15 protein-coding genes are annotated in these 17,114 nt (G+C 65.0%); 6 read left to right on the plus strand and 9 right to left on the minus strand.

What is annotated here, in order from left to right; genetic code table 11:
- Nucleotides 1–18: 18 nt before the first annotated feature.
- From KU43P_RS22655 to KU43P_RS22665, 3 genes are all read left to right on the plus strand, one after another.
- Nucleotides 19–1,473: a mannose-1-phosphate guanylyltransferase/mannose-6-phosphate isomerase gene (locus KU43P_RS22655; protein ID WP_317659735.1), complete on the plus strand. Its 1,455-nt coding sequence runs from the start codon at nt 19–21 to the stop codon at nt 1,471–1,473.
- Between the two features lie 198 nt (nt 1,474–1,671).
- Nucleotides 1,672–2,136 (plus strand): multidrug transporter, encoded by a 465-nt coding sequence (locus KU43P_RS22660; RefSeq protein WP_317659737.1) that lies wholly within the window; start codon nt 1,672–1,674, stop codon nt 2,134–2,136.
- Between the two features lie 92 nt (nt 2,137–2,228).
- The gene (locus KU43P_RS22665; RefSeq protein WP_317659739.1) at nt 2,229–3,041 is read left to right on the plus strand and encodes an SDR family oxidoreductase; all 813 of its coding nucleotides are present in this window, start codon (nt 2,229–2,231) and stop codon (nt 3,039–3,041) included.
- A gap of 135 nt (nt 3,042–3,176) precedes the next feature.
- On the opposite strand, the gene KU43P_RS22670 is transcribed toward KU43P_RS22665, so the two are convergent.
- The 5 genes from KU43P_RS22670 to KU43P_RS22690 form a co-directional block, all read right to left on the minus strand.
- Nucleotides 3,177–3,971 (minus strand): SDR family NAD(P)-dependent oxidoreductase, encoded by a 795-nt coding sequence (locus tag KU43P_RS22670; RefSeq protein ID WP_317659741.1) that lies wholly within the window; start codon nt 3,969–3,971, stop codon nt 3,177–3,179.
- A 57-nt stretch (nt 3,972–4,028) separates the two neighbouring features.
- A complete protein-coding gene (locus KU43P_RS22675; RefSeq protein WP_317659743.1) occupies nt 4,029–5,480 on the minus strand; it encodes an efflux transporter outer membrane subunit in 1,452 nt (483 codons plus the stop codon).
- Nucleotides 5,477–6,538: an HlyD family secretion protein gene (locus KU43P_RS22680; protein ID WP_317659744.1), complete on the minus strand. Its 1,062-nt coding sequence runs from the start codon at nt 6,536–6,538 to the stop codon at nt 5,477–5,479. The genes KU43P_RS22675 and KU43P_RS22680 overlap by 4 nt, the downstream gene beginning before the upstream one ends.
- Nucleotides 6,539–6,565: 27 nt before the next feature.
- Nucleotides 6,566–8,107 carry an MFS transporter gene (locus KU43P_RS22685; RefSeq protein WP_317659745.1) on the minus strand — a complete coding sequence of 514 codons (1,542 nt, stop codon included), beginning with the start codon at nt 8,105–8,107 and terminating at the stop codon, nt 6,566–6,568.
- A 209-nt stretch (nt 8,108–8,316) separates the two neighbouring features.
- The gene (locus KU43P_RS22690) at nt 8,317–9,225 is read right to left on the minus strand and encodes a LysR family transcriptional regulator (protein WP_317659746.1); all 909 of its coding nucleotides are present in this window, start codon (nt 9,223–9,225) and stop codon (nt 8,317–8,319) included.
- A gap of 242 nt (nt 9,226–9,467) precedes the next feature.
- On the opposite strand from KU43P_RS22690, the gene KU43P_RS22695 reads away from it, so the two are divergent.
- On the plus strand, nt 9,468–9,914 hold the full coding sequence (locus tag KU43P_RS22695; protein WP_317659747.1) for a universal stress protein: 447 nt from the start codon (nt 9,468–9,470) through the stop codon (nt 9,912–9,914).
- Nucleotides 9,915–10,108: 194 nt separating this feature from the next.
- Here KU43P_RS22695 and KU43P_RS22700 read toward each other — a convergent pair whose 3' ends face one another.
- The 4 genes from KU43P_RS22700 to KU43P_RS22715 are packed head-to-tail and all read right to left on the minus strand — an operon-like array spanning nt 10,109 to nt 14,885.
- Nucleotides 10,109–10,969, minus strand: coding sequence for an HlyD family secretion protein (locus KU43P_RS22700; protein ID WP_317659748.1), 861 nt, complete (start codon nt 10,967–10,969; stop codon nt 10,109–10,111).
- Between the two features lie 10 nt (nt 10,970–10,979).
- Entirely contained in the window at nt 10,980–11,180 is a 201-nt protein-coding gene (locus KU43P_RS22705; protein ID WP_008097766.1) for a DUF1656 domain-containing protein, read from the minus strand.
- Between the two features lies 1 nt (nt 11,181).
- Nucleotides 11,182–13,359 (minus strand): FUSC family protein, encoded by a 2,178-nt coding sequence (locus KU43P_RS22710; RefSeq protein ID WP_317659750.1) that lies wholly within the window; start codon nt 13,357–13,359, stop codon nt 11,182–11,184.
- Nucleotides 13,356–14,885, minus strand: coding sequence for an efflux transporter outer membrane subunit (locus KU43P_RS22715; protein WP_317659751.1), 1,530 nt, complete (start codon nt 14,883–14,885; stop codon nt 13,356–13,358). The genes KU43P_RS22710 and KU43P_RS22715 overlap by 4 nt, the downstream gene beginning before the upstream one ends.
- A 192-nt stretch (nt 14,886–15,077) precedes the next feature.
- Here KU43P_RS22715 and KU43P_RS22720 point away from each other — a divergent pair, with 192 nt between their 5' ends.
- Nucleotides 15,078–16,025 carry a LysR family transcriptional regulator gene (locus KU43P_RS22720; protein WP_317659752.1) on the plus strand — a complete coding sequence of 316 codons (948 nt, stop codon included), beginning with the start codon at nt 15,078–15,080 and terminating at the stop codon, nt 16,023–16,025.
- An 82-nt stretch (nt 16,026–16,107) separates the two neighbouring features.
- Complete coding sequence (locus KU43P_RS22725; protein WP_317659753.1) at nt 16,108–17,082, plus strand: 2-hydroxyacid dehydrogenase; 975 nt, start codon at nt 16,108–16,110, stop codon at nt 17,080–17,082.
- The last annotated feature ends 32 nt before the right edge of the window (nt 17,083–17,114 follow it).

Raw genomic sequence — 17,114 nt, forward strand, 5'->3', positions numbered from 1 at the left:
CCTTATTGGAGAAACATGATGATCCCGGTAATTCTTTCTGGTGGTAGCGGTTCCCGTCTGTGGCCTCTGTCGCGCAAACAGTTCCCCAAGCAGTTCCTCGCCCTGACCGGTGAGCACACCCTGTTCCAGCAGACCCTCGAGCGCCTGGTGTTCGAAGGCATGGACGCACCCATCGTGGTGTGCAACAAGGACCACAAGTTCATCGTCCAGGAGCAGTTGTCCAGCCTGAAACTCGAGACCCAGGCCATCCTGATGGAGCCCTTCGGCCGCAACACCGCGCCGGCCGTGGCCATGGCCGCCATGAAACTGGTCAACGAAGGCCGTGACGACCTGATGCTGGTGCTGCCCGCCGACCACGTGATCGACGACCAGAAGGCCCTGCAGCGTGCGCTGGCCCTGGCCACCGTGGCCGCCGAACGCGGTGAGATGGTGCTGTTCGGCGTGCCGGCCACCAAACCTGAAACCGGCTACGGCTACATCCGCTCCAGCCAGGATGCCCTGCTGCCCGAAGGCGTGGCGCGGGTCGCGCAGTTCGTCGAGAAACCTGACGAGAAACGCGCCGCCGAATTCGTCGCCAACGGCGGCTACTTCTGGAACAGCGGCATGTTCCTGTTCCGCGCCAGCCGCTTCCTCGAAGAACTGAAAAAGCACGACGCCGATATCTACGACACCTGCGTACTGGCCCTGGAGCGCAGCGCTGAAGACGGCGATGTGCTGAGCATCGACGAAGCCACCTTCGCCTGCTGCCCGGACAACTCCATCGATTACGCGGTGATGGAGAAGACCCAACGCGCCTGCGTGGTGCCGATGTCGGCTGGCTGGAGCGACGTGGGTTGCTGGTCTTCGTTGTGGGAAGTGCACGACAAGGACGCCGACGGCAACGTCACCAAGGGCGATGTGGTGGTGCAGGACAGCCGCAACTGCATGATCCATGGCAACGGCAAGCTGGTGTCGGTGATCGGCCTCGAGAACATCGTCGTGGTCGAGACCAAGGACGCGATGATGATTGCCCACAAGGACAAGGTCCAGGGCGTCAAGCAGATGGTCAAGACCCTCGACGAACAAGGCCGTAGCGAAACCCAGAACCACTTGGAAGTGTATCGCCCGTGGGGCTCGTATGACTCGGTGGACATGGGCGGCCGCTTCCAGGTCAAACACATCACCGTCAAGCCCGGCGCCAGCCTCTCGCTGCAGATGCACCACCACCGTGCCGAGCACTGGATCGTGGTATCCGGCACCGCCGAGGTGACCTGTGACGAGAACGTGTTCCTGCTCACCGAGAACCAGTCGACCTACATCCCGATCGCCTCGATCCACCGCCTGCGCAACCCGGGCAAGATCCCACTGGAGATCATCGAAGTGCAGTCCGGGAGCTACCTGGGCGAGGATGACATCGAACGCTTCGAGGATGTCTACGGGCGCACTTCGACGCCGGTCGAGCGTGGGGTCTCGGTGAAGACCATCGCGCAGTAAGCAGGACCTTGGGGCCGCGTTGCGGCCCCATCGCCGGCAAGCCGGCTCCCACAGAGATTGCACAACCTTGAGAACGGTGGTGTACCTGTGGGAGCCGGCTTGCCGGCGATAGGGCCGCAACGCCCAACCCCGCTTTTGAGGCCACCGCAATTTGGCGCTACGATGGTCAGACCCGCACAACCAAGGTCTGCCCGCGCCATGATCATCGGTGCCTTTCTCATCCTCACCTGGCTGGTATTGCTTTTGCGCTACCCGGCCAAGGCCCTGCCAATCTCGCTGGCCGCTGTCTGTGGCCTTGGCCTGGTGGCGTTGATGGTGGTCTGGCAAGACAGCCGTGAAGCCTCGCAATTGGCCCGGCTGGACCTTCGCCTGGCCTACGCCCCTGATCAGTGTCCTGCCGACCGTACCCTGCAGGTGCGCATGAAGAACGGCAACAAGGCGCCACTGAGCGAACTGCGCTGGCGCGTGGCGGCGTATGCGCCGGGTGATACCGTGAACCTGGCCGAGAATTCCTACAATGCACCGCGCTATCGCGGGCCGGGGGACCTGCAGCCGGGGGTGGAATGGAAAGACTGTCTGCCGATGCCGCCATTACGTGCTGGCTACCGACCGCAGACCCTGGAATTCCGTGCCGAGCACCTGCAAGGTACAGTCGCCAATTGATGCACAGGCCCTCGAAACCTGTGGGAGCCGGCTTGCCGGCGAAGAGGCCTGTGCAGCCAACACCAATCTCTCCTGACTGACAGGCCTCAATCATGCCCACCGTCCTGATCACCGGTTGTTCCAGCGGCATTGGCCGCGCCCTGGCCGACGCCTTCCGCGATGCCGGCCATGAAGTCTGGGCCACCGCCCGCAAGCCCGACGATGTCGAGCGACTCAGCGCAGCAGGCTTCACCGCCCGGCAACTGGATGTGAACGACAACGCGGCCCTGACCCGCCTGGCCGAAGAGCTTCAAACCCTCGATATCCTGATCAACAATGCCGGCTACGGTGCCATGGGGCCGCTGCTCGACGGCGGCGTGGACGCCATGCGCCAACAGTTCGAAACCAACGTCTTCGCCGTGGTCGGCGTTACCCGCGCACTGTTCCCGCTGCTACGCCGATCACGCGGGCTGGTGGTGAACATCGGCAGTGTTTCCGGCGTGCTGGTCACTCCGTTCGCCGGCGCCTACTGCGCGTCGAAAGCCGCCGTGCATGCGCTGAGCGACGCCCTGCGCCTTGAGCTGGCGCCGTTCGGGGTGCAGGTGATGGAAGTGCAGCCGGGGGCGATCGCCTCGCAGTTCGCCAGCAATGCCCAGCGCCAGGCCGAGCAGGTGCTGGCGGCGGATTCACCGTGGTGGCCGTTGCGTGAACACGTGCAGGCACGAGCGCGGGCTTCGCAGGACAAGCCGACCTCGGCGGCGGAGTTTGCCAAAGGCGTGCTGACGGCGGTTGGCAAGTCGCCCGTGCCGGCGGTGGTGCGGTTGGGCAACGGCAGTACCGCGTTGCCCTTGATGGATCGGCTGCTGCCTCGGCGGTTGCTGGATTGGGCGTTGCGCAAGCGGTTTGGGCTTTTGCGGCCGCTCTGAGTTTCTGATTGCCTGTAGCGGCCCTCTCGCCGGCAAGCCGGCTCCCACAAGGGATCTGGTGCATGCCTGAAGGCTCACCACATCCCCTGTGGGAGCCGGCTTGCCGGCGATAGGGCCGCTACAGCCCCCCAGAAATCAGGCGATGGACCGCACCACCCCACCATCCACCCGCAACGCCGCCCCTGTGGTCGCACTGGCCTGCATCGAAGCCAGGTACACCACCATGCTGGCCACCTCTTCCACCGTCGCCAACCGCTTGATCAGCGAGCTCGGCCGGTGCTCGGCGACGAAGTTGGCTTCCAGCTCATCGGTACTGACGCCCTGCTCCTGCGCCAGCTTGGCAAAGAAGTCGCCCACCCCTTCCGAACGCGTAGGCCCAGGCAACACCGAATTCACCGTCACGCCGGTCCCCGCCAGCGTTTCCGCCAAACCTCGGGACACCGCCAGCAGCGCCGTCTTGCTCATGCCGTAGTGCACCATCTCGGTAGGAATCTGCAGCCCCGACTCACTGGACAGGAAGATCACCCGCCCCCAGTTCCGCTCAGCCATGCCCTGGGCGTAGTGCCGCGACAGGCGCACGGCGCTGAGCACATTGACGTCAAAGAAGCGCAGCCAGTCGGCATCCTCGATCTCGAAGAACGGCTTGGGCTCGAAGATACCCAGGTTGTTGACCAGGATGTCGGTGTGCGGCACCTGGTCGAACAGGGTCTGCGCGCCCTCTGCAGTGCTGAGGTCTGCGGCGATGCCGATGATGCGCGCTTGGGGCAAGCGCTGGCGTATCGTTTTCAGGGCTTCGTCGACACGTGCCTGGGTGCGGCCGTTGACTACCACTTCGGCACCGGCCTCGGCCAACCCCATGACGATGGCCAAGCCGATGCCAGCGGTTGAGCCGCTGACGATGGCCCTCTTGCCGTTCAAGGAAATATGCATGTGTGCCTCCTCGCTGTTCTGGAAGAATGCCCGGGGGCGGCGCAGCCGCCGCCAAAATCACACGTTCTTGGCAGGCGGCTCATCAAAAGCCTGCCATCCACCGCCCAGCGCCTTGTACAGCCCCACCAGCGCTTGCGACACCGCGGCCGAACTGTCGATCCACTGCTCTTGGCTGGCCAGCAACGCCCCTTGCACAGTCAGCACGTTGAGAAAGTCCACCGCCCCCTCAACGTACTGGCGCTGGGCCGTCTCCAAGGCGATGCGGTTCTGCCGCACGGCTTCGGCCAGGTGGTCACGACGCAACTGGCTGGCGTTGTACAGGCGTAGCACATCGTCGATTTCATGCCAGGCGCCGAGCACCACCTTGCGGTAGTTCAGCGCCGCTTCCTGCTGTTGCGCCTCGCGCAGTTGCAGAGTGCCGGTCAGCCGTCCACCCTCGAAGATCGGCAATGACAGCTGCGGGCCGAAGGCGAAGCGGCGCGAATCCCAGGCACCGAAGTCAGAAAGCTGCATGGCCTGGAAGCCGACGCTGCCCGACAGACGGATACTGGGGTAGAAGTCCGCCTTGGCCACACCGATGCTGGCCGTGGCGGCATGCAGGCGTGCTTCGGCCTGGCGAATGTCTGGACGGCGTTCGGCCAGTTCGGACGGCAGGCCAATGGCGAAACGCTGCTGTGGTGCGGGCAATTCACCGCTTTCCAGCAACTCTGCCTGCAGACTGCGCGGCGGCTCGGCAGCCAGCAGGCTGAGCGCGTTGATCAGATCGTCACGTTTGGCTTCGAGGCTCGGCAGGCGCGCTTCGATGGAAGCCACCTGGGCGCTGGCCTGGGCCACATCCAGGCGGGTGGCAACCCCTTCGGCCTGGCGGTCTTCGGACAACTTCAAGCTGTGCTGGGCAACCTTCAGGTTGTCGCGGTTCACCTCCAGGGTGTGCTGCACGGCGCGCAACTGGATGTAGTTGCCGGCCGTTTCCGAGAGCAGCGCCAGCAGCACGCCACGGCGGTCGTTCTCGGCCACTTGCACGCTGGCATCGGCAGCTTCCACCTGGCGCCGCACACGGCCCCACACGTCCAGCTCCCAACCCGCGACCAGGTCGCCCTGCCAAAGGTTGAAGGCCGATTTACCAGCATGGCCGGACGGGTCGCTCAGGCCTTCGGCGCTGTTGCGGGCGCGGCTGTAGCCGACGTTGGCGTCCACCGAAGGCGTTTCGTCGGCCGCCACGGTGCTGCGCAGAGCACGGCTCTGCAGCAGGCGGGCACTGGCCATCTGCAGGTCGAGGTTGCGCTCGGCGACGCGCTGGATAAGCGCGCTCAAACGGGCATCGTGGAAAGTTTCCCACCAACGAAGCTCCAGCGGTTCGGCCAGAGGCCGGCTCGCTGCAGCTTCGCCTTGCAGCGCTGCCCATTGCTGCGGCGCCTGGCTGTCCGGGCGCTGGAAGTCCGGGCCTAGGGTGCAGCCGGCCAACAGCACGGCCAGCATCAACGGGCTGAAGCGTACTGCGGGTTTCATCGGGCGCTCACCTCTTTGCCGGCGAGCGTGTCGCCGTGGGTATCGATGGTCGCTTCGACCGACATGCCCACGCGCAGGCGTTCGAGCAGTGGCTGGCCGTCATCGAAGACGATCTTCACCGGTATACGCTGCACCACCTTGGTGAAGTTGCCGGTGGCGTTGTCCGGCTTCACCGCCGCGAAGGTCACGCCGGTGGCCGGGGCGATGCTTTCGACATGGCCCTTGAGGGTTTCACCGGAGAAGGTATCGACGCTGATACTCACTGGCTGGCCCGGCTGCACATGGGTGAGCTGGGTTTCCTGGAAGTTGCCGACCACGTAAGCGTGCTGCAGCGGCACCACCGACAGCAGGCGCGCCCCCGGGTTGACGAAAGCGCCGACGCGCAGCGCGCGCTCGCCCACCATGCCGTCGACCGGTGCAGTGATGCGGGTGTAAGACAGGTCAAGCTGGGCCTTTTCAAGGCCCGCCTCGGCACGTTTCAACTGGCCGTCGGCACTGGCCACCTGGGCCGTGAGAATGTCCACCTGCTTGCGTGTCGCCACCCGCGCCGCCTGGGTATTGGCCAGCCGTGCACGGGCCTGGTCGACCCGGCTGCGCGCCTGCTGGGCGTTCTGCACGGTGCCGGCACCTTGCTCGGCCAGGCGGCTGTAGCGGTTGACCTCATGGTCGGCAAAAGCCGTTTCGGCCTGTGCGGCCTTTACCGCGGCCTCGGCCTGGGCGATCAGCGAAGCCTGGCGCTCCAGGGTGGCCCGGGCGTCGGCGCTTTGCGCCTTGGCCACCAGCAACTGGGCCTGTGCGGCATCCAGGGCGGCCTGGTAGTCACGGGCATCGATGGTCGCCAGCAGCTGGCCAGCCTGCACCTGCTGGTTGTCCTCGACCAGCACCTCTTTGATGAAGCCTGCGACCTTCGGCGCCACAACGGTGTAGTCGGCGATCACGTAGGCATCGTTGGTGCTCTGCCGGTGGTCGCTGCCAAATATCCAGGGGCCGACGAGCCCGGCCAGCACGGCCACGGCCAGTACCGAGCCGATCACGATTGTCTTACGGTTGTTGGTCATTTTCAGCGGTCTCGAATTCATCCGGGATCAGGCCACCGCGCGCGGCGGGTAGACCCGGGTAGGCACGAAAGGAATCAGGCAGATCAGCGCCACGGCGATGCAGGCCATGACCAGGTACAGGTCGGCCGAGGTCAGCACCAGCGCCTGCTCGTGAATACGCTTGGCCAGGCCTGCGGCGCGGTCGTCGATCAACGGGGCATTGCCCAGGCTGTCCACCAGGTGGTTGGAATGGAAATGCCGGCGCAGGGTGCCCAGGGCATCCAGCAGGCCACCGGCGATCACGGCGGCCAGGCCCTTGACGGTGTTGAACCAGCTCGAAGCGAAAGGGCCTTCCTGCGGGGTCATGCCATTGGTGGAGAGCATCAGCAGCGGCAGCACAGCCATCGGTTGGCCGAACACCTGCAGCAGGTAGAACGGGTAGAAATCACCGCGGATCCACTCGGAGGTCAGCAGGCTGCTGCCCACGCACGACACCGCCAGCATCGCCAGCCCAGTGGCCAGCACCCAGCGGCAGTCCACTGCACGGATGTTGCACAGCGCCGCCGTCAGCGGCAGGGCAATCAGTTGCGGCATGGCCACCAGCATCATCAGCGGGCTGGTCTGCGCCGGGCGATAGCCCTGGATTTGTGCCAGGTAGGCCGACGGGATGCTGCCCACACCGGACAGCACGACCAGCACGCCGGCCAGGGTCACCAGGGCGAAGCTCAGGTTGCGCCGCTGCAGCATGCGCAACTGGAAGAACGGCAGCGGCTCGGACCATTCGTTGTACATGAACAGCACCAGCAACAACGTCCCCCCACCCAGCAGCCAGCAGATCAGCGCCGAGTCGAACCAGCCCCAGCGGTCACCCAGCGACAGGCCGAGGACGATGCAGCTGATGGCCGGCAAGCCGAGCAGCACCCCGCGCCAGTCGAACTGCCTGAAGCGCTCCAGGCGCAGTGGATCCTGTGGCAAGCCCCAGCTCACGCAGAACATGGCCAGCGCCGACGGCAGGATGATCTGCCAGAACGCCCACTGCCAGCCGACGTACTCGGACCACAGCCCAGCCAGTGGCGTGCCGAGGTTGGGGCCGAAAGTGGCCGTGAGGGCATAGCAGGCCAGGCCATAAACCTTGATGCCCGGCGGCAGGAAGCGCAGCGCCACGCTCATCAACATCGGCGGCAAGGCGCCCGAAGCGAAACCCTGGAGAACGCGCAGCAGCATCAGGCTGTGCAGGTTGGGCGCGAACGGCTGCAGCAAGCCGAGCACGGCGAACACGCCCACTGCGCTCAGGGTGAAGCGGCGCAGGGAGAACGTGGTGGCCAACCACGGTGCGAAAGCCATGGCCGAGACCGAGGCGGCGCTGTACGCCGCCAGCAGCCAGGCGCCTTCGTCGGCGCCGATGCCCATGGCGCCGCGGATATCGGCCAGGGAAATCTTGGTGACCGACTCGTTCAGGCCGGCACAAAGCACTGCCAGCAACACACCGAACAGCCCGACCACCACCCGCAGGCCGAACGCCGTCTGCACAGGCGCAGCCGGCGCAGGAGCGGCGGCGATCGCGGCAGAGGGGTCGGTCAGTGAACTCATGGGCGGACATCTCCAGCAACAAATTTGCGACTGGAGCAAGTCTAAGAAGGTCGAATGCTGACGAAAACTGACTTCTCGGTAGTTTTAAGTTGCGTCAGACGCAATCCGGCATTGAGGGCCCTATCGCCGGCAAGCCGGCTTCCACAGGGTGTGTGCGCACACGGTACCTGTGGGAGCCGGCTTGCCGGCGATAGGGCCCTCACAGGCCATCAAGGATCGACGCTGCAACACGCCTTCAAGGTCTGCCGCAACCAGCGATGCGCAGGGTCGTTGTGAAAGCGGGGGTGCCACGCCTGCAGCACCGTCACCCGCTCCAGCGGCACCGGTATCTCGAACGAGCGCAGCGGCAGGCCGAGCTTGTGCACACTATTGAGGATGTTCGCCGGCATGGGCAGGATCAGGTCCGAATCCGGCAGCGAGAACAGTGCCGAGTGAAAACTCGGGGTAATCAATGCCACCCGCCGAGGGGCCTTGAAGTTGGCGAGTTCGACATCGATCGGCCCGTTGGCGCGCCCACGGCGGGACACGCTGATCTGTGGATAACGGGCGAAGCTGTGCGGGGTGATCGGTTGGTCGAAGATCGGGTGGTCGCGCCGTGCCAGGCCCACGTAGTAGGTCTGGAACAAGCTCTGGACCTTGATTTCCGGCCCCAGGTCGACGGTCGAGCTGATGATCAGGTCGGTGCGGCCATCGCGCAGCACGCTGTCGTCATCACCGCCAGGGCTCTCCGGCACGAAGCGCAATACGGTGCGTGGCGCCTGCTCGTGCATGCGCCGCAGCAACTGGGCGCCATACAAAGCGATGAACAGGTCGTTGGTGCGGATGTTGAAAGCGCGGTCGAGTTTGGGCAGGTCGACTTCATCGGCACTGCGAAACACCTCGCCTGCCTGCTCCACCAGTGCCGCCACCTGCTCGCGCAAGGCCAGCGCCCGAGGCGTCGGCACCAGGCCACGGCCGGCGCGCACCAGGATCGGATCGCCCAGCGCATCGCGGATACGCCCCAGGGTTCGGCTCATGGCCGCCGGGCTCAGGTTCATGCGCTGTGCAGCGCCGACCACACTGCCTTCGTCGAGCAGGGCGTCGAGGGCGACGAGCAGGTTCATGTCCGGGAGTTGCATGGCCGTTTTCCGTGGCGGGTGTGGGATGGGTGATGTTACCAGCTCGGTGGATTGCACCAGACGCAATGCGCTCGTGCGTGGTGGGGCATTTATCTGGATCGCCGGATGAGCCATAAGGGATTCAGTGGCTGTACCGGCCCTATCGCCGGCAAGCCGGCTCCCACAAATCCCTGAGGGAGCCGGCTTGCCGGCGATAGGGCCGGTACAGGCAACAGATCATCCCGCTTCAACAAGGATCCCCCATGCCCAGCCCCGTCCTGATCGCCATCGACGCCTCCCCCGCCGCCAGCACCCTGCTCGCCCTCGCCCAGCGCTACTGCCGCCCCGGCGAGCACGAACTTCACGTGCTGCTGGCCATCGACTCGACCTTCGCCGTGCACGATGAACCCGCGCCCTACACTGCCGAAGAACTGGAGGAATACCCCGCTGCCTGCGAGGAACAGCGCCTGGGCGAGGGAGCCGTGGCCGAGGCCGTTGCGTCGCTGCGGCAGGCCGGCTTTGCCAGCCAGGGCTGCATGGTCGCCGGGCAGCCGGTCGAGGTGATTGTCGGCAAGGCACAGGAACTGAGCTGCGAGCTGATCATCATGGGCCACCGGCATCTGTCACGCCTGGGACGGTTGCTGGATCCTTCGATCAGCGCGAAGGTGATTGATCGGGTGCAGGTGCCGGTTCTGGTGGGGGCGGCGTAGGAATCGGGCGCCGCTGCGCGGATGAATCCGCTCCTACAGGGCGCGACTCGATATTTTGTCGGGCGCCAAAGGCAGGCAACCCTGGCCTGACAGACCGTGGCACGTTGCAACAAATGTAGGAGCGGATTCATCCGCGATGCGCCGCACGGGCGGCGCTCGATCTCATGCCCGCTACAAATGTCGTGACGAGCCTCTCACCCCTCGCTCGGCTTCACCACTACTGTACAGGTCGTCCCCGCTGCCAGCAGGTACCCCTGCGGCACTTCATCGATGTGAATCCGCACCGGCACCCGCTGTGCCAGCCGCACCCAGTTGAAGGTCGGGTTCACATCGGCAATCAGCTCGCGACTCTGCGGGTTGTCGCGGTCATAGATGCCGCGCGCGATGCTCTCCACATGGCCCTTGATGCGCTCGCCGCTCATCATCTGCAGTTCGGCGGTGTCGCCCACCTTCACATGCGGCAGCTTGGTTTCCTCGAAGAACCCGTACACCCAGAACGAATTCTCGTCGACAACCGCCATCACCGCCTCGCCGGTGCGTGCATAGTCACCCTTGTGGATGTTCAGGTTGGTGACGTAACCGTCCACCGCGGCAACAATGTGCGTGCGCTTTAGGTTCAGTTCGGCCGCCGCCAGTTCGGCCTGGGCGTGCTGGTAGTCGGCCAGGGCGGAGTTGGCGATGTTGCTGGCGTCGTCACGGTTTTCCTTGGAGATGACCAGGTTGTCCATGTCGGCGCGGCGTTTGGCGTTGACCTTGCGCATCTCCCAGGTGGCCTTGCGTGAGGCGACCATCGCCTTGGCCTGGTCGACCGCCAGCTGGTAGTGCTCCGGGTCGATCTGGATCAGCAGGTCGCCCTTCTTCACCCGCTGGTTGTCTTTGACCGGTACGTCCACCACGTAGCCGGGTACATCGGCGGCAACGTTGATGATGTCGGCGCGCACGCGGCCATCGCGGGTCCATGGCGTGGTCATGTAATGCAGCCACAACTGGCGACCGATCACCACGGCAGCGGTCAGCACCAGCAGGGTGGCGATCAGGCTGAAGAACTTTTTCATCGAAGGATTCTCACCAGTAGAGCGACAGCGCCAGGGCGCCGAACAGGCAGACGAACAGGGACAGGCGCAGCAGCGCCGGGTGCCAGAAGAAACGGTAGCCATCATGGCTGGCGATGAACCGGTCCAGGCCCCAGGCCAGGCCCAGGGCAAACAGGAACATCAGGGTCATGGTGGGCATGTAGACGCCATGGAAGGCGATTTCACGGGGCATTTCACGGAGCATCGTGCAGTCCTTTCGCCGGTGCCAACGGCGACTGTGGGTCGAGCAGGGAAGATCGGATGAAGTGCAAGTAGCTCTGCGCACGGCGTAGCACCGAGGTGTCGAAGTGCCGGGCGAAAGGCTCGTCGGTGGCCTGCACGCGGCTGATGGCGTGGTCCACCGCCACCAGTGCGCGCTCGTGGTTGCTCGCGCTAGGTTGCAGGAACAACCGCGCCAGGGCCCGGCCCATGACGCGAATCGCCTGGCGCCATGGCTGCGATTCGGCGTAGGCCGGGTGCACCGGAGCGCGGGCCTGCTCCTTGCGCAGTTCGATGATGGCGTGGCCGACCTCCAGCACGGTGAACATCCAGCCCATCAGCTCGCTCTGCACCTTGGGCTTGCCGGCCGCCAGGCCATAGGCCTGGTGCAGTAGGTCGCGGGTGCGGCTTTCGAAGGCCGAGCCCAGGCCGCGCAGGCGCCCGCTGATGGCGAACAGCACCTGCTCGCGCAGCTCCTGCTCCAGGCGGCTCCACAACCAGCGGCTGTTGGGCGGCAGGATGATCGCCCCGGCCGCAGCGCAGACGAACATGCCGATGACCATGCCGATGTAGTCGTTGATGAAGCTGTAGGGGTCGTAGACCGTCAGGTTGTTGGGCACCGAACCGATCGCGAAGAACACCAGCAGGCCCAGGCCATAGCCGGCATAGGCCGGGCGCGAGGCGAGGAACGCACCGAGCACGAACACCGGCGCCAGCACCATGCACAGCAGCGGGAAGCCGTCGATCCAGGGGAACACGAAGAAGGTTTCGAAGAATCCGACGAAGGCGCCGATCGCCGTGCCGCAGGCCATCTGGAACGACATGCGCTTGGGGTTCGGCGACGCCGCCGAGAGGCCCACGGTGACGGTGGCGATCAGGGTCATCATGGCGCCGCTTGGCCAGTCGCTGATCAGCCAGTAACTGCCCAGCAGCAACAGCACCGCCGACGCCCGCACGCCCGCGGCAAGCGACACCAGCCAGCTGGTCTGCGCCACATAGGGCTCGTCCCACTGTTCGCGTTCGTGCTTGTGCGCAGCCAGCGAGGCGTGGGTTTCGGCGTAGCTGAACATCTCGTCGACGAAGCGGTACAGCAGCTCGAAGGCGGTGTGAAAATCCAGCAGGTCGGACTCGCTGGGGTTGGTCTGCAGGTACTCGTTGCGCAGGCTGCGCACCTGGGCTTGCAGGCCCTCCTTGTAGGCGGCCAGCTCCAGCGTCAGGCGCAACGCGTCGGCGTCGGTCAAGGCCCTGCCAACATAGGGTTGCAGCAGCTCGATCAGGGTATTGAGGCCCGGCTCGATGGCACCGACGATCTGCAACGGGCCACGGGCGCGCAGGCGTTCGAGCAACCGGTGCAAGGCGTTGAAACGAGTGGTGATGGCCATGAACTCGCTGTTCATGCGCACCAACCGCCCGCTGCGCCGGCGCATGTGCGGGTCTTCGAAGGCGGTGACATTGCGCAGGCTTTCGAGGCCCACTGCCTCGGCAACGAAGCGCACGTTGCTGGTCTCGAAGCGGTCACGCTGGCTGTCACCACGCAGGGCTTCGACCACCACCCCGGCGAACACACCAAAGCGCTGGTACAAGGCGTTGCGCATGGCCGCACTGGCCGATTGCGGCAAGATCGCGGCGCTGACGAAGGTCGACACGAGGATCCCCAGGGCGATCTCCAGCACCCGCCACACCGCCGCCATGAACGCCTGGTCGGGGTGTTGCAGCACCGGCAGGCCGATCATCGCCGCGGTGTAGCCGGCCAGCACGAAGCCGTAGGCGCGGAAGGTGCGATAGCGCATGGCGCCGGCCGAGCACAGGCCGACCCACAAGGCCAGGCTGGGCAGGAACAGCTCGGTGTTCTGCGGGAAGAGGGCGATCAGCGCCACCATCATCGCCGAGCCGGCCAAAGTGCCCAGCACCCGGTAGAAGCTCTTGGCGAACACATGGCCGCTCTGCGGCTGCATGACGATGAACACGGTGATCATCGCCGTGCGTGGCTGCGGCAACTCCAGGCGCATGGCCAGCCACAGAGTGATGAACGCGGCGGCCAGGACTTTGAAGATGTAGACCCAGGTCACCCCATCGGTGCGCGCCCAGGCAAAGAAGCCCCGGCGCCACTCCAGGCTGTGCAGCCAGCGCAGGGGCAGGCTCGATGTGCTCATTCAGCGTGGCCTGCCTTGTGGTCGAAGACGGCCAGGGTGGCCGGGGTTTTCGGCGCGTCCTGACGGTCTTCGTCAGGCACGTCCTCGCCAGCCTGCAAGCCCCCGCCCAGGGCGGTGACCAGCTCGGCATGGGCCATCAGGCGGGCGGCCTGCACCTGTTGCTGAATCTGCTGCTGGCGGAACAGCAAAGTCTGCGCGTTGAGCACGTTGAGGTAGTCGGTCAGGCCACGCTGGAAGGCGACCGTGGCGATGTCGTAGGTCTTTTGTGCAGCCGCCACCGACTCGGCGGCGAAGTGCGACTGCTCCTTCATCGACTCGCGGCGGATCAACTGGTCGGAAATGTTCTTCAGTGCACCGATCACGGTCTGGTTGTAGCGCGCCACTGCGATGTCGTAGCCCGCCGAGGCCACGCCCAACTGCGAACGCAGGCGGCCGCCGTCGAAGATTGGCAGGCTGATGGCCGGGCCGACGTTGTAATTGAACTTGCGCCCGGTGAGGAATTCCAGCGGGCCGCCGCCAGTGGCCATGAAGCCGAGGCTGCCGACCAGGTCGACGTTGGGGAAGAACCCGGCGTGGGCAACCTCTATCCCACGGGCCTGGGCGGCTACCTGCCAGCGGCTGGCAACCACGTCAGGGCGCTGACCGACCAGCTCGGCCGGCAGGGCTGACGGCAGCTTCAGCGGGGCGCCGAGGGTCAGGGTCGGGCGCTGGATCTGCGCGCCCTCCCCCGGCCCCTTGCCCGCCAGTGCGGCGAGCTGGTTGCGGGTCAGGGCGATTTCTTCGTCGAGGCTGTCGAGCTGGCGATGGGTCTCGGGCAGCGGCGCTTCGGCCTGGCTGACTTCGAAGTGGGTACCGATGCCGCCGTCGAGGCGGCGCTTGGCCAGTGCCACGATCTGTTCTTGCTGCTCAAGCTCGGCCTTGACGATATCGCGCTGGGCAAAGTGCAGGCTTAGCTGGATATAGGCCCGCACCACGTTGTTCTGCAACTCAAGCTGCGCCTGGCGGGCCTCGGCCACGCTCATGTGCGCCTGGTCCACGGCCTGTTCGCTGGCGTTGCGCTCGCGGCCCCAGAGGTCGAGGGCGTAGCTGAAGCCGATGGCAGCGTTGTTGTCCCAGGTATTGGCGCCCGACAACGCGCCAGGGCCATAGAACTGGTCTTCTGGCCAGTTGTGGCGTTTGAGGCTTGCCTGGCCATTGACCTGCAGTTTTTCCGCCGACTCGACGACGCCGGCCATGGCCTTGGCCTCACGCACCCGCGCTGCGGCCATGGCCAGGCTCGGGCTACCGGCCACGGCCAGGGCGAGCCAGCGATCGAGCTGCGGGTCGCCATACGCGTGCCACCACCGCTGATCGGGCCAATGGGCGTCTGTTGCGGCTTCACGGATGGCCGCGTCGGTAGTCAAGGTATTGGCTGGCAGCGTCTTGTCATGCGGGGCGATGCCCCAGGTTCCGATACAGCCGCTCAAGGTAAGGCTAAGGGCACAGGCACTGAACGCCTGAAGCGTTCTGATGATGCGACGCGGCACAGCTGCGATTTCCCGAGGAAGAGTGTGGAGGGGCCGGGCAATTCTAGGGGGCCGCCGCACTGGCGATAAGCGCAGATTCCTGCGAATCTTTGTTACCGAAACAGCGATAATCCGGCTTTGGTCGAAGGCAACTTTTCGTTCTTTTGAAGTAACTTCGTGACACAATTTTGTCCTCTATCTTGAGAGTGACCCATGGACACCCTGCAAAACATGCGTGCTTTCAGTTGCGTTGCCCAGCTCGGTAGCTTCACGGCCGCCGCGGCGCAACTGGATACGACCACCGCGAACGTGTCGCGGGCGGTCTCCAACCTGGAAGCCCATCTGCAAACCCGGCTGCTCAACCGCACCACCCGGCGTATCGCCCTGACCGAGGCTGGCAAGCGTTACCTGATGCGCTGCGAACAGATTCTTACCTACGTGGAAGAAGCTGAAGCCGAGGCCAGTGACGCCCACGCCCGGCCTGCCGGGCAGTTGAAGGTGCATTCGATGACCGGGGTCGGCCAGCATTTCGTGGTCGATGCCATCGCTCGTTACCGTGAGTCGCACCCGGACGTGACGTTCGACCTGACCATGGCCAACCGCGTGCCCGACCTGCTCGATGAGGGGTACGACGTATCCATCGTGCTGGCCACCGAGCTGCCGGACTCAGGCTTCGTTTCGCAGCGCCTGGGCATCACTTACAGCATCGTCTGCGCATCACCGGAATACGTGGCCCGGCACGGTTTCGCGAACAAGCCGATCGACCTGCTCCAGCATTCATGCCTGCGCATGGTCAGCCCGGTGATTCCGCTGGAAAAGTGGCTGTTCGATGGGCCTGAGGGCCAGGAACTGGTCAACATCACCACCTCGCCGTTCCAGGTCAACTCGGCCGACGCGATGAAAACCGCGATTCGCAGCGGCATGGGCATGGGCGTGCTGCCGATCTATTCGGCGATCGACGGGCTGCGTGATGGCAGCCTGGTGCGGGTGATGCCGGACTATCGCCTGCAGGAGCTGAACCTGTATGCCATCTACCCCTCACGCCAGTACCTGGATGCCAAGATCAAGACCTGGGTCGAGTACCTGCGCAATTCGTTGCCGGAAATACTTGCAGCGCACGAGGCCGACCTGAAAACCCACGAGCTGCTGATCGCCAACTGAAAAAGCTGCTGCATTGCGGTGGTGGACAATGGTAGGTTGCTAAGCAATCACACCAACCCACCGCCTTGCAGAGAAGTAGCCGATGAAAAAGACCGTCCTGGCCTTCAGCCGTATCACCCCGGCCATGGCCGAGCGCCTGCAGCAAGACTTCAACGTGATCCTGCCGAACCCGAAACTCGGCGACATCAATGCCCAGTTCAACGAAGCCCTGCCCCAAGCCCATGGCCTGATCGGTGTTGGCCGCAAGCTCGGCCGTGCGCAGCTCGAAGGGGCGGCCAAGCTGGAAGTGGTGTCCAGTGTCTCGGTAGGCTACGACAACTACGACCTCGACTACTTCAACGAGCGCGGTATCGCCCTCACCAACACCCCGGATGTGCTCACCGAAAGCACCGCCGACCTGGGCTTCTCGCTGATCATGGGTTGCGCTCGCCGCACCGCGGAGCTGGACGCCTGGACCAAGGCCGGCCAGTGGCAGGCCACCGTCGGCCCAGCCCACTTCGGCACCGATGTGCATGGCAAGACCCTGGGTATCGTCGGCCTGGGCAACATCGGCGCGGCCATCGCCCGCCGTGGCCGTTTTGGTTTCAACATGCCGATCCTGTATGCCGGCAACAGCCGCAAGCCGGCGCTGGAGCAAGAACTGGGCGCACAGTACCGCAGCCTCGAACAACTGCTGGCCGAAGCCGACTTCGTCTGCATCGTGGTGCCGCTGTCGGACGCGACGCGCAAGCTGATCGGCGCGCGTGAGCTGAAGCTGATGAAGCCGAGTGCCTTCCTGATCAACATTGCCCGTGGCCCGGTGGTCGACGAGGCGGCGCTGGTCGAGGCGCTGCAGAACGGCACGATTCGCGGGGCCGGCCTGGATGTGTACGAGAAGGAACCGCTGAGCGAATCGCCGCTGTTCACGCTGCCCAATGCGCTGACCTTGCCGCACATCGGCTCGGCCACTGCCGAAACCCGCGAGGCCATGGCCAACCGGGCAATGGAAAACCTACGTGCGGCACTGCTGGGCGAGCGGCCGCGGGACCTGGTGAACCCGCAGGTGTGGAAGGGCTGACAGTTCTCTACGGGCTGTACTGGCCCTATCGC

The organism is Pseudomonas sp. KU43P (assembly GCF_033095865.1).
Classification (GTDB): domain Bacteria; phylum Pseudomonadota; class Gammaproteobacteria; order Pseudomonadales; family Pseudomonadaceae; genus Aquipseudomonas.

Excerpts from the sequence above, each read along its gene's own strand:
- KU43P_RS22655 (WP_317659735.1), top strand. The coding sequence starts at position 19 with ATGATCCCGGTAATTCTTTCTGGTGGTAGCGGTTCCCGTCTGTGGCCT.
- KU43P_RS22660 (WP_317659737.1), top strand. The coding sequence starts at position 1,672 with ATGATCATCGGTGCCTTTCTCATCCTCACCTGGCTGGTATTGCTTTTG.
- KU43P_RS22665 (WP_317659739.1), top strand. The coding sequence starts at position 2,229 with ATGCCCACCGTCCTGATCACCGGTTGTTCCAGCGGCATTGGCCGCGCC.
- KU43P_RS22670 (WP_317659741.1), bottom strand. The coding sequence starts at position 3,971 with ATGCATATTTCCTTGAACGGCAAGAGGGCCATCGTCAGCGGCTCAACC.
- KU43P_RS22675 (WP_317659743.1), bottom strand. The coding sequence starts at position 5,480 with ATGAAACCCGCAGTACGCTTCAGCCCGTTGATGCTGGCCGTGCTGTTG.
- KU43P_RS22680 (WP_317659744.1), bottom strand. The coding sequence starts at position 6,538 with ATGACCAACAACCGTAAGACAATCGTGATCGGCTCGGTACTGGCCGTG.
- KU43P_RS22685 (WP_317659745.1), bottom strand. The coding sequence starts at position 8,107 with ATGAGTTCACTGACCGACCCCTCTGCCGCGATCGCCGCCGCTCCTGCG.
- KU43P_RS22690 (WP_317659746.1), bottom strand. The coding sequence starts at position 9,225 with ATGCAACTCCCGGACATGAACCTGCTCGTCGCCCTCGACGCCCTGCTC.
- KU43P_RS22695 (WP_317659747.1), top strand. The coding sequence starts at position 9,468 with ATGCCCAGCCCCGTCCTGATCGCCATCGACGCCTCCCCCGCCGCCAGC.
- KU43P_RS22700 (WP_317659748.1), bottom strand. The coding sequence starts at position 10,969 with ATGAAAAAGTTCTTCAGCCTGATCGCCACCCTGCTGGTGCTGACCGCT.
- KU43P_RS22705 (WP_008097766.1), bottom strand. The coding sequence starts at position 11,180 with ATGCCCCGTGAAATCGCCTTCCATGGCGTCTACATGCCCACCATGACC.
- KU43P_RS22710 (WP_317659750.1), bottom strand. The coding sequence starts at position 13,359 with ATGAGCACATCGAGCCTGCCCCTGCGCTGGCTGCACAGCCTGGAGTGG.
- KU43P_RS22720 (WP_317659752.1), top strand. The coding sequence starts at position 15,078 with ATGGACACCCTGCAAAACATGCGTGCTTTCAGTTGCGTTGCCCAGCTC.
- KU43P_RS22725 (WP_317659753.1), top strand. The coding sequence starts at position 16,108 with ATGAAAAAGACCGTCCTGGCCTTCAGCCGTATCACCCCGGCCATGGCC.